The sequence below is a fragment of the Ligilactobacillus agilis DSM 20509 genome (assembly GCF_001436215.1).
In the GTDB taxonomy this organism is placed as follows: Bacteria; Bacillota; Bacilli; order Lactobacillales; family Lactobacillaceae; genus Ligilactobacillus; species Ligilactobacillus agilis.
Window position 1 is genome coordinate 45,513 of record NZ_AYYP01000001.1, and the last position, 12,673, is coordinate 58,185.

Genomic DNA, 12,673 nt, shown 5'->3' on the forward strand with positions numbered 1-12,673 from the left:
GTATTTTAAACATACTCTAAATTCTACTCTTCTCAGTCCAAATTGCAATTACCTTGCTTAATTTATCCTTGGTAGGGTCAGCGTAATCTTTAAGCCCTGTTCATTTCTAGCCGAGATTGTCCCGCCGGCTTGGTTAATAATCGTACGGGCAATGTATAGGCCTAAGCCGCTTCCCTTCTTCTTAGTGTTTCGTGATTCGTCACCCCGGTAAAATTCATTAAAGACTTCGCCTAACTTATCTTCTGGAACACCGGGACCATTATCTCCTAGGCAAAGTTTTACCTCATCAGCGCTGGTAATTAAATCGATTGTAACTAGAGCTGTGTTCTTATCGTTATACTTAATTGCATTTTCGATAATATTAACCAATACCCGCCGTAATTGCTCTGCGTCTATCTTCACCTGACTAGTCTCTGTTCCTAACCGCAAACTCAGCTGGGCACCTTCTTCCTCCCAAGCTAACCGATTCTTAGCCACTAAGTCGCTAACGAAGGTGCGTAAATCCAAAACAACCGGGTTAGCCGGCATATTCCCTGTTTCTAGCTTAGATAAATAGAAGAGTTGTTGAAGCAAACCTTCCATCTCATCGGCCTTATTGTAAGCAATTTCGATATATTTCTTCTGCCGTTCAGGTGTCCTAGCGACTCCATCGATTATCCCCTTTAAACAGCCCTTAATCGAGGTTAAGGGAGTATTTAAGTCATGGGAGATACCAGAAATCATCTTAGTCCTAGCTCGTTCATAAGCTGCAGTCTTATCCATATATTCCTTAATACTGGTCTGCATATCATTAAATGATTTGATTAAAACTTCCATCTCATAATCGCCCCCAGTATAGACGACTGGTTTGAACTCCTGGCCCTCTTCAATTCGCCTAGAAGCTGCGACTAACTTATCCAAGGGGGCCATAATTCTGCGTAAGGTTCGTTTGGAAAAGAAGAGCACCGTTAAGGCTACAATGACGATAATCAACACCCCTGCCCATAAGGTAAAGATAATCCGATTTCTTAAATCTAGTTTGGAAATATGGGTATTATACTTTTTCGGGCGGTAGTGGGTTAACTTAGTGGCTACCAAGCCTATCTTTTGCCCCTGATAATTATAGAGGCGGCTAACAAAGGCAGAATTAGACCATTGGTAACGCTTGGCCTTCTTGGTTGAAAAATCATCAGTTCTGATAGAGTTTACGAAGTAAAGTTCATCTTCCGCAAATTTATCGGTATAGATTACCTTGCCGGTCTTTTGATTAAAAATCCGAACCCGGTAATGATAAGCGTGGAGGTCCCTAATTATTTGAGCCTGGTTAGCCTTACTATACTGGCTATTAGTTACTAATTGCTTAACCTTATGGCCATTCTTTTCAATCTGAAAGTAACGGACATCCGTTGCATATTCGTCATACTTAGCATAGTAGGCTACCATGAAAGCCCCCCCGATTCCTAACAGGGTTAACAAAGCCAACACAATAATAATCACATATGAGGTCACAATTCGCCTTTGTAGACTCATTTTTTACTTGCCTCCGTTAAAACGGTAGCCAACTCCCCACACCGTTTCAATCAACTTGGGGTTATTGCTATCCTGTTCGATTTTTTCGCGAATCCGGTTGATATGAACAGCTACTGTGGCTGGATCACCAATGTAATCGTAGCCCCAAATTTTTTCAAAAAGCTGTTCCTTAGAGTAAACGTAGTTGGGATTTTGCGCTAGGAAACGGAGTAACTCAAATTCCTTATTAGGAAAACGGAGCTCCTTACCATCCTTAGTCACCTTATAACTCCCCAGTTCCATTACAATCCCGTTACCAATAACCAACTTTTCTTCAGCTTGAGCAGTTTGCCCCTTCAAACGCTCATACTGGTTGAGGTTAGCCTTAACCCGGGCAACCAATTCAGCCGGATCAAAAGGTTTTGTTAAGTAGTCGTCAGCCCCTAGTTCCAAGCCCAACACCTTATCTAACGATTCCGTTTTAGCCGTTACCATGATAATGGGAATGTCGACTTGTCCCCTAATTTTCTTGCAAACGTCGTACCCACTCATTCCCCCGGGAAGCATCAAGTCGAGCAAAATTAAATCGTAACTATTATCGTTTAATTTTTGTAAGGCACTAGCCCCATCACCAACCACTTCTGTTTCAAAATTACTTAATTCTAAGTAATCCTGTTCAATCATAGCGATTGCTTCTTCGTCTTCAATAATTAGTATTTTCTTCATCAAAAATCCCCTTAACTAATCAAAAATTACCTACATTATAGCATTATTTCCCAGGAAATAATAAGAACTGACTTGAATTACCCGCTAGCCAAATAAAAAGACAGGAAGTGTACTTCAGCTTCCTGTCTCTTTCAATCCTAAAGGATGTTTAAATGTAATTCGTTATCTCTTACCAAGCCAACTTTCTTCATCAGCTTGAAGCCCACAACAGAGAATAACGCTGGTAAAACAAGCCCACAAAGGACGTAAACGCCAAATGTTCCTAAACCTTGGCCCCAGAAGTAGATTGGCGCGATAAAGGAGTTAAGCCCTAACCCCCCAACAGTGTACGGAGCTTGGAAACCAAAGACCACTGTTGCTAACGGAGCACAAACCATGGCTGAAACCAACGGTGGTAACAATTGCCAAGGATTCACGATTAAGTTAGGGAATTGTAATTTAGGTGTAACTACAAATTGAGCAACGTTTGCTCCGATGGTATTTTGCTTGTATGACATAGCTGTGAAGCCTACGAATTGAGCCGTTGTCCCAATTGCTGCCGCCGCAGCTGAAACGGGATCCAAGGTTAAGGCGACTGCCAAGGCTGCCGATGAAGCTGGGGTCATTAAGAATAACGCCCACACCATTGAGATGCAAACCGAACCAACAAACGGATTAACCTTCATAGATTCAGCGATAAAGGCACTAACACTAAGTAAAGCTGGAGTTACAACTGCCGCTAAGCCTAGTCCGACTAAAGTCCCGACCATGGTAGCACCAAATGGTACTAACACCATGTCAAGTGGAGTCTTACCAGAAAGATACTTCCCAACCAAGGCTGCCACTAACCCTGCCGCTACCGCAGAGATAGGTTGCCCGGTTGAAAAGACCCCGGTGCCAGCGGCTTGAACTGCGGTTTGACCAGTCGCAGTTACGGTTGCGACCCCATTTGCTGCAGTAACAAAGTGAACCGCGTTTGCCCCAACTGTTGCGGCAATCATCGAACTAAACATTACCAAAGTAGTTACTCGTAATTGTGAGGCAACTGCTAGCCCTAAGGCTGGTGCTAATAAATCTTGTGCCAGCGTCCCAGCTTGATAAAGTGGTTGAAAATGAACAAAACCAGCAATGGTTTGCATCAACAACCCCATCCCTAAGGTAACTAAAATTGCATTAGCTACCGCAGCTGAGATATTATAGGCGTATTCTTTAACAGTTGTTCTATCTTGGCCTGCATTCGCAAAGGCACTCGTCTTTGTAGTTGCTTCCATATTCTTTCTCCTTTTATCTTGCCCTTATAATTCCAACAAAAAAAGCATCCTCCGTTACAAACGGTGGATGCTTAACTTCTTATTCCACCGCTCGTTACCTTTTGGTTAGCGCGCCGTGGATTAAATGCTCCTAGACTAATAAGCCGAGACATTCGATCGCACCTGACGCGCGTTGATAATGACTAGGCTGAGAATAATGTATTCAACTGTAGCGAAAACTGTTACCAAGTTTGTCATTGCGACCGACTCCCTTCTTAAATAAAGATTAAAATTGAATTAGTTTTCCCTTTGTTAAGTATTATAATAACAGATAAAAAAATAATTACAAGGCTTTTTTAAGAATTTTTTCATTTATTTTTCAGAAAGCAACCGAGTTCCAATTATCAACATGATAACCGAAGAAAGTACGTAGTTAAGCGGCAAATAGAGATAATTACCGGTCCAATCCATCAAAGAGCCTAGGGCCAAAGGAATGATTCCGGCCATAATGTAGCCACCAGCCTGCATTAACCCTGTTTTCAAGCTCGCCTCATCAGCCTGAGTTGAAAATTGTAAGGGTAACAACAAGGAAATTGGAAATAGTCCCCCACTTCCAATCGCAAATAGGAGGATAGCCACGAAGTAGGCCCAGTCATTGCTTCCTAACCAAAAGGTCAAGCCACTGAAAAGGGCTGCCACGGTACAAAAAATATTCCAGTTTTTAGTTGAGCCAAACCGGTCCATTAAACTTGGAATAATAAAACTGCAAGCCGTAATCAGCACCATCATCACGGTTAAGTAAAGTGTATTTTTTGCCGCTGGCAGGTTCCGACTTGAAAAAAACGACGTGGTCCAGGCAACTGCACTGTAATAAATTCCCGATTGGAAACCAAAGTAGAGGATTAAGGCCCACATCTGCTTCGTCTGTAAAAGTTCACTCACTTTTAAGGGTGAAGAAGTTTGGCTAGTAAGCTTAGGGGCTTTTTTATCATCGGCTGCCCCAAGTTGCCAAACTAGGGCTGAAACTAAGGCAATTACGCTCCAAATCCCCAGGCCAACTTGCCAAGAGTAACGGTGACTTAGACTAAGAGCTGCCCCTGAGGCAACCGTAGCCCCGACCCCCATTGAAAGTGAGTAAACTCCCACCATACTACCTTGATGGTGGGGAAATTGTTCCTTGATAAAGCCAGATAGCATTGGGCCAATGATTGCGATTGTTAAGCCAATGATAAAGGCTGACAAGCATAAACTAATAAAAGAGTGGCTACCTAAACGTGTAGCCGCCGCAACAAACATCAAGAGCAAGAGGTAAAAAATACTCCGCTTGCGCCCATATTTAGTCTGAAGTAGCCCGACAAAAAAGGCAAAAATTCCCATACAAAAAACTGGGATACTGGTTAGTAGGCTGACCTGAAAATTACTGAGGCTCAACTTTAGCTTCAAATAGTCTACCACAGGAGAAACACTAGTGATTCCCCACCGGAGGTTAAAGGCCACAATAATTACCAAGGCAACATTTTTGAAAATTTTCATAAGAAACTCCTTACTATAGATAATCTAAACAATTCTAACATAAAAAACTCCGCAATTTAAAAAAATTGCGGAGGAAAAAGGAGTTATTTATTACAAAGCTAGGGGAACTTTATAATCTCATTACTTTTGTTTAGGGAGAAAAGCAAATGAAAAATTGTTTTTGGATATTAGGTATGGTTATATATTAACTAGAATGTATGAAGATTATATGAACATTTAGGGGTGAAATTCCGACTAATTTTTAAAGACTTTCTTTTGCGCCCAAAGCGAAAAGGCTAAACCTACTAACAATAAGCCCGTAGCTGTTAACATAATGGTGTGTAACCCCTGATGCAAGATAAGTTGCATTTGGGGAATTAAGTTTAGGGGTAATTCCTTGTTAGTCACTGGGTTACTGAGCTTATTCATCATTTCCAAGCTAATCTTGCCCTTAGTCTGTGCCACTCCTCTGGCAAGCTCGAAGTTTAATAACACTCCATAGACGGCTGCCATTAAGGTCTGAGCCAAAATTCTGAGTAGGTAACTCAAGGAAGTGGCTGCGGGCATGTCCTTTATATCTACGTCTTGTTGCACCCGAATCTGCAACACAACAAAGACTAGCCCCACCCCAAAACCATAAAAGGCACTTAAAAATAAAAGCCAGCCATAGGCAGCCTTAGCATCTAGGAAATATAAACCCAACACTGAAACCATGATCCCGATTAGGCCCAGGTTAACTACCGTTAGATCCCGGAATTTCCGTTGAAAGGCCGGAGCCAAGTTAGCACCTAAAAAGTCGGTTAAAGCCCCAGGAACTTGGGTTAAGCCCCCGACCAAGGCCGTAGCTGCTAACAAGCCTTGCGCCCACATTGGGACGTAGGTATTAAAGGCAATTGACGCCCCCCAAGCAATCCCAAATAAAATGAAGTCAACCACTAAGGCCTTATTCTTAAAGAGGTGGCCTGGAATTAAGGGAGTCTGTTGCTTGGCTTCCACCTTGAATAGGCGCCAAATTAATAAACTACCTACTAAGACTAAGCCAGCACAATAATACCAACTAACCATCCCTAATAATTGAATCCCTAATAGAAAGGCTACTAAGCCTAAGACCATCAACCAAGCCCCGCGATAATCGAAGGCTTGCTTAGTTTGACGGACTTCTTCTTTATAAGCCGCTTGAATCAAGCTGATAGTTACTAGGCCCAAAGGAACGTTGATGTAAAAGATCCAATTCCAACTTAGGGTATCCACAATCCAGCCACCTAATAGTGGACCGATAATTGAGCCGGCACTAAAAGAAGCTGAAATGAGCCCTAAAATGTGAGCCCGCTTGTTAATATTTTCGAACACGTAACCGATGATAATGTAAGGCAGTGCCCCCATTCCGCCGGCCCCAATCCCCATTAAGGTACGGGCGGCAATGAAAAAGCCAATGTTAGGCGCCAACCCTTCCAATAAAGAGCCAGCCAAGAATAATACTACCGACAGCTGAAAAGCCTTTTTGTTACCCCAATTTTCACCTAACTTACTCCATAAAGGGGTAAAGACAGCCATTCCCAATAAAAAGACGGCAATAATCCAACCCATATATTCAATTCCGTTTAAGTCACTGATAATGGCTGGCAGAGCCGTATTAATAATCGTTGCGTCCAAACCGGCAATTACACTGGCTAATAATAAGCCGGCTGTGACCCACTTAATTTGTTTACTAGTCATCTTTTTCCCTCACTTGTTAAAAAGTCCACCCTTTATCTTAAACAAGGTTGAACTTATTCACAAGTAAAGTGGGCAAGTTCTCATAAGAGAGCCCTTACTTGCTCAGAATGTGCTCATTTTCAATAATCCACAAGTGGATTATTGAAATAAAAGTCGGTGTAACTTTCTTTTATTTCTAACTGTGGATAACTTGTTTGTTGATAACTAAAAAATACTCCAACCAAGTAACTCGTACTTAGTTGGAGTATTTTACTTTTGCTTAATCTTCAGCAACGAATGGTAATAAGCCCATAATCCGCGCACGCTTAATAGCAACTGTTAAACGACGTTGGTTCTTAGCGCTAGTACCTGTCACACGACGAGGTAAAATCTTACCGCGTTCTGAGATGAAACGCTTCAATAAATCAGTATCTTTGTAGTCGATGTATTCGATGTGGTTAGCTGCGATAAAGTCAACCTTACGACGACGACGACCACCTCTACGTTGTTGTGCCATGTCGGTGTCCCTCCTCTAATCTAGAATGGTAGGTCATTATCTGCGATATCAATCGTATCACCGTTATCTGCAAATGGATCCGCACTTGGTTGTGCCTCACTAGTATTGTTGTTAGTAAAGCCACCCGGTTGCGCTTGGTTTGCAGCTGGTGTCCCGTATGGGTTAGCTTGATAGCCTTGACCTTGTGGAGTATAACCTTGACCACCGCCGTTTTGTTGCCGGTAAGCATCGGCTTGTGCCTTAGATTCGAGGAAGCTGAAGTTTGATACCACCACTTCTGTAACGTACACCCGTTGGCCTTGTTGGTTTTCGTAATTCCGTGTTTGAATCCGGCCTTCGATTCCAACTAAAGAACCTTTGTGGGTATAGTTAGCAAAGTTTTCCGCAGCCTTACGCCAAACAACACAGTTAATAAAATCTGCATCTCTTTGGCCTTGTTGGTTAGTAAAGTTGCGGTCAACCGCCAACGTAAAGTTAGCAGTTGCAACACCAGAGGGGGTGAACCGTAAATCAGGATCTCTGGTCAGGCGACCTACAAGTACGACATTGTTAATCAAAGTCTACTCCTCCTTTTTATATTAGTTAATTGTATTCAATCAGTTAAAATTAAGCTTCACGCTTAACAATCATGTGACGTAAGATACCGTCGTTGATCTTTGCAAGACGGTCAAATTCGTTGATTGCATCAGCGTTTTCAGCCTTAATGTTTACGATGTGGTAGACACCTTCCGTGTAACCAGCAATTTCGTAAGCAAAACGACGCTTAGACCAGTCTTTTGAATCTACAACTTCAGCACCATCATTCTTTAACACGTTGTCGAAGCGTTCTACTAAGTCGTTCTTAGCAGCTTCATCAAGTGATGGGTTGATGATGTAAGTAATTTCGTAATTTGTCATGACTGTTTGCACCTCCTTATGGACTATTGGTTCTAAATATAATTTGAGAACAAGGAGAATCTAAACTTTTGCTATTTAGATACTCACGAGTAAAAATTATAACATTAAAAATTTAAAAAAACAAGTAAAATCCTGAATACAGTTCACCTATATTTAATATACGCAAAAAATCCACGATTAATTTATTTTTCTTCAGAAATTTCTGAATTTTCTTCCGGTTCGACCTTAGCCATAGTTGAAACAACCGAATCTTCATCAAGGTTAATCAGGTGAACCCCCATGGTAGCACGACCGGTTTGGGAGACCGTTTCAATGTTAAAGCGAATCATAACCCCTTTATCGGTAATGACCATGATGTCTTCGTCACCCTTAACCGTGGTTAAACCGACTAACGGCCCATTCTTAGTTCCAATATTCGCAGTCTTAATCCCTTTACCACCGCGACCTTTAATTGGATATTCAGATGCTAGGGTTTGCTTGCCGTAACCTTTTTCTGAAATGACAAAGACCTTACTGTCGGCAGCTAAGACGTCTGAGCCGACTACATAATCAGCTTCACGCAAGCGAATTCCACGAACCCCGGCGGCTGCCCGGCCCATCAACCGAACATTTTCGACCGCAAATGAAACGCTGTAGCCTTGGTGAGTCCCAATGATTACGTTAGCGTCGGCTTTAACAGCAACCACATTAATTAGTTCATCGCCCTCATGGAGATTCAAAGCTTTGAGTCCGTTCTTTCTGATGTTAGTAAATTCGGCTACACTCGTCCGCTTAACCACCCCAAGTTTAGTGGTAAAGAAGAGGGCTAAATCATCTGGTTGCTCTACTTTACTATCTTTTGGCACATTGATGACGGTGGTAATCTTTTCGTCACCTTCAATATTTAACAGGTTGATTACTGGAATCCCCTTGGCAGCTCGACCATACTCAGGAATTTCATAGCCCTTCATGCTGTAAACCTTACCTAGGTTAGTAAAGAAGAGGAGTTCATCATGGGTCGAACTAGTAATGAGTTGTTCGATGAAGTCATCATCATGTACACCCATTCCTTGAACCCCACGACCACCACGATTTTGTTGCTTGAAATCACTGGTTGGAATCCGCTTAATGTAACCATTATGGGTAACGGTGATGGCAACAGATTCTTCTTCGATTAAGTCTTCATCCTCAATGCTTAGGACTTCCCCAACCATTAATTCTGTCCGCCGTTCATCCCCAAAGCGGGCTTGAATGTCGAGTAATTCTTCGTAGATGATTTGGTGAATCCGTTCTGGCTTAGCCAAAATATCTTCGTAGTCGGCAATGGCTTCCATCGTCTTTTGATACTCGGCTTCAACCTTATCTCTTTCCAAACCGGTTAGGCGAACTAAGCGCATGTCTAAGATGGCTTGGGCTTGCTTGTCACTCAAGGCATACTCGTTAATTAACCGATCCTTGGCCACGTCTCCACTTGGTGATTTGCGGATGATATCAATAATGGCTTGAATATGGTCTAGGGCAATCCGTAACCCTTCTAGGATATGGGCTCTTGCCTTAGCCTTCTTTAATTCAAACTCTGTCCGCCGCCGAATTACGCTTTCTTGGTGATTTAAGTAATGTTGCAGTATTTGCTTTAAACTCAAGACCTTAGGCGTACCATCAACGATGGCTAACATATTGAAGCCAAAGGAAGATTGCATCAAGGTTAATTTATATAAGTTATTTAAAACGACTGAGGCACTGACATCACGCCTAATATCAATCGTAATCCGCATCCCTTCCCGGTCGGATTCATCTTTAATATCAGTAATTCCTTCAATCTTCTTTTCCCGGGCTAATTCGGCAATCCGTTCGATCAAGCGGGCCTTATTTACCATGTAAGGAAGTTCGTGCACGATAATTTGTTGGCGCCCATTTTTGAGCTCCTCAATATCAACCTTGGCCCTTAATGTTACCTGACCCTTACCAGTTTCATAGGCCTTCCGAATTCCAGATTTACCCATGACAATTCCCCCGGTTGGGAAGTCCGGCCCAGGAATGGCTTCCATCAAGTCGGCCGTGGTTGCATCCGGATTCTTCATTAAGATATGTAACCCAGAGATTACTTCGCCTAAATTATGAGGCGGAATATTAGTTGTCATCCCAACCGCAATCCCCGTGGCCCCATTGACTAAGAGGTTAGGGAAACGAGCCGGTAAGACCTTAGGTTCCCTTTCGGTCCCATCATAGTTGTCTTGGAAATCAATCGTATCCTTATTAATGTCCCGCAACATTTCCAAGGTAATCTTGCTCATCCGCGCTTCGGTATAACGCATCGCTGCGGCGCCATCACCATCGACAGACCCAAAGTTCCCGTGACCATCGACTAACATGTAACGGTAGCTAAAGTCTTGCGCCATCCGGACCATGGATTCATAGATAGCTGAGTCCCCGTGGGGGTGGAATTTCCCCATGACTTCCCCAACGATTCTGGCCGATTTCTTATACGGTTTATCGGGAGTCACACCCAGTTCATTCATCCCATATAAAATCCGGCGGTGAACCGGCTTTAGCCCATCACGAACATCCGGCAAAGCCCGGGCTACGATAACACTCATAGCGTAGTCTAAAAAGGACGTGCGCATGACTTTCGAAAGATCAACATTTTTAATTCGATTTGGTAAATCTACCACTTATTTCACCTTCCTTAATTAGGCATCCAAGTTTTCAACAAAGGTTGCATTATCTTCGATAAATTGGCGTCTTGGTCCCACATGGTCACCCATTAACATTTCAAATACGGCGTTAGCTTCCTCAGCGTCAGACAACTCTACCCGCAATAAGCGCCGATTTTCCGGATCCATGGTTGTTTCCCATAGTTGTTCCGCGTCCATTTCACCTAACCCTTTATAACGTTGAATGGCAGGCTTAGGTGAAGGTGGTAATTGACCTAAAACTTCATTTAATTCGGCATCCGAGTCAATGTAGCGCACCATCTTACCTTGCCGCACTTGGTACAAAGGTGGTTGGGCAATGTAGACGTAACCTGCGTCAATCATTGGGCGCATAAAGCGGTAAAAGAGTGTCAACAGCAAGGTCCGAATATGGGCCCCATCGACATCGGCATCAGTCATGATGATTAACTTATGGTAGTTGGCTTTAGTAACGTCAAAATCTTTACCAAACCCTGTTCCTAGCGCTGTGAAGAGGGAACGAATTTCTTCATTGGCCAAAATCCGATCAAGACTAGCCTTTTCAACGTTTAAAATCTTCCCCCGAATAGGTAAGATAGCTTGGGTTAAGCGAGAACGACCTTGCTTAGCAGACCCACCGGCGGAGTCCCCTTCGACGATGAAGAGTTCTGAAATAGCTGGGTCCTTGCTGGTATTATCCGCTAACTTACCAGGCAGATTAGAAATTTCGAGGCCATTTTTCTTTCTAGTCATTTCCCGGGCTCTTCTAGCAGCCACCCGGGCCTTAGCAGCAACCGTTCCTTTTTCCACAATCTTTTTAGCCACAGTTGGATTTTCCAACAGGAACTTGTTGAAAGTTTCGGAGAAGGTTTTATCAGTGACCGCCCGTGCGTCAGAATTCCCCAGCTTCGTCTTGGTTTGGCCTTCAAACTGTGGATTAGGGTGCTTAATAGAAATAACAGCTGTTAAACCTTCCCGCACATCTTCCCCACTGAGGTTAGCATCATTTTCCTTTAGTAAGCCCACCTTGCGGGCGTAGTCATTAATTACCCGCGTTAACGCAGTCTTAAAGCCGGCCTCGTGGGTCCCCCCTTCATAGGTATGGATGTTGTTCGTAAAGGTTAGTAAAGTCGAAGTGAAATCATTTGTATACTGTAAAGCTACTTCGACCGTAATTCCCTTTTGTTCCCCTTCAACGTAGATAGGTTCTTCAAATAAGGGTTCTTTGCCCTTGTTTAAGAATTCAACGTAATGGCGAATCCCACCGGCGTAGTGGAATTCCTGGTAGGTTGGTTCTTCAGGACGCTTGTCTTCAATCGTAATTTTTAAACCCTTATTTAAGAAAGCTAACTCCCTAATCCGGGTGGTTAGGACCTTAATATCATAAATAGTAGTTTCCGTAAAAATATCTGGGTCTGGTAAGAAGTGAACTTTGGTGCCGTGTTGGTGGCTGCCACAAGTCCCCTTCACTTCCATTGGGTGGGCAACTTTCCCTAACTTGAAGTCCATACCGTAAATTTTGCCCTCGCGGTAAACTTCAACATCTAATTCTGTGGACAAAGCGTTAACTACGGAAGCACCAACCCCGTGGAGTCCCCCTGAAACCTTATAACCGCCACCGCCAAACTTACCTCCGGCGTGAAGCACTGTAAACACTGTTTCTAAAGCAGGGCGCCCTGTTTTAGGTTGAATATCCACAGGAATCCCCCGACCATTGTCGATAACCGTGATACTATTATCTTTTTCCACAGTGACATTAATTTCACTGGCAAAACCGGCTAGGGCTTCATCAATCCCGTTGTCAATAATTTCCCAAACTAAGTGGTGTAAGCCTTGGGAGCTAGTTGAGCCAATGTACATCCCGGGGCGCTTTCTAACAGCTTCCAGCCCTTCTAACACTTGAATTTGGCTGGCATCGTATTCCTTAGCCTTTTCTTCCTTGCTTTCTTCAAGTTGGG

10 protein-coding genes are annotated in these 12,673 nt (G+C 43.2%); all 10 read right to left on the bottom strand.

The window, feature by feature from the left end:
* Positions 1 to 57: 57 nt before the first annotated feature.
* On the bottom strand, positions 58 to 1,509 hold the full coding sequence (locus tag FC14_RS00190; RefSeq protein WP_056975554.1) for a sensor histidine kinase: 1,452 nt from the start codon (positions 1,507 to 1,509) through the stop codon (positions 58 to 60).
* Between the two features lie 3 nt (positions 1,510 to 1,512).
* Positions 1,513 to 2,214 (bottom strand): response regulator transcription factor, encoded by a 702-nt coding sequence (locus FC14_RS00195; protein ID WP_056975556.1) that lies wholly within the window; start codon positions 2,212 to 2,214, stop codon positions 1,513 to 1,515.
* A 137-nt stretch (positions 2,215 to 2,351) separates the two neighbouring features.
* On the bottom strand, positions 2,352 to 3,464 hold the full coding sequence (locus FC14_RS00200) for a PTS sugar transporter subunit IIC (protein WP_056975558.1): 1,113 nt from the start codon (positions 3,462 to 3,464) through the stop codon (positions 2,352 to 2,354).
* 351 nt (positions 3,465 to 3,815) lie between these two features.
* On the bottom strand, positions 3,816 to 4,976 hold the full coding sequence (locus tag FC14_RS00205; protein ID WP_056975560.1) for an MFS transporter: 1,161 nt from the start codon (positions 4,974 to 4,976) through the stop codon (positions 3,816 to 3,818).
* Positions 4,977 to 5,210: 234 nt separating this feature from the next.
* Positions 5,211 to 6,671 carry an MFS transporter gene (locus FC14_RS00210; protein ID WP_056975562.1) on the bottom strand — a complete coding sequence of 487 codons (1,461 nt, stop codon included), beginning with the start codon at positions 6,669 to 6,671 and terminating at the stop codon, positions 5,211 to 5,213.
* Positions 6,672 to 6,930: 259 nt separating this feature from the next.
* Positions 6,931 to 7,167: a 30S ribosomal protein S18 gene (rpsR, locus tag FC14_RS00215; RefSeq protein ID WP_006500881.1), complete on the bottom strand. Its 237-nt coding sequence runs from the start codon at positions 7,165 to 7,167 to the stop codon at positions 6,931 to 6,933.
* Positions 7,168 to 7,187: 20 nt separating this feature from the next.
* A complete protein-coding gene (ssb, locus tag FC14_RS00220; RefSeq protein ID WP_056975564.1) occupies positions 7,188 to 7,724 on the bottom strand; it encodes a single-stranded DNA-binding protein in 537 nt (178 codons plus the stop codon).
* A gap of 49 nt (positions 7,725 to 7,773) precedes the next feature.
* Positions 7,774 to 8,064, bottom strand: coding sequence for a 30S ribosomal protein S6 (rpsF, locus tag FC14_RS00225; RefSeq protein WP_050611467.1), 291 nt, complete (start codon positions 8,062 to 8,064; stop codon positions 7,774 to 7,776).
* A 182-nt stretch (positions 8,065 to 8,246) separates the two neighbouring features.
* Positions 8,247 to 10,715: a DNA gyrase subunit A gene (gene gyrA, locus FC14_RS00230; protein ID WP_056975565.1), complete on the bottom strand. Its 2,469-nt coding sequence runs from the start codon at positions 10,713 to 10,715 to the stop codon at positions 8,247 to 8,249.
* 18 nt (positions 10,716 to 10,733) lie between these two features.
* A complete protein-coding gene (gene gyrB, locus FC14_RS00235) occupies positions 10,734 to 12,620 on the bottom strand; it encodes a DNA topoisomerase (ATP-hydrolyzing) subunit B (protein ID WP_371864101.1) in 1,887 nt (628 codons plus the stop codon).
* Positions 12,621 to 12,673: the final 53 nt, after the last annotated feature.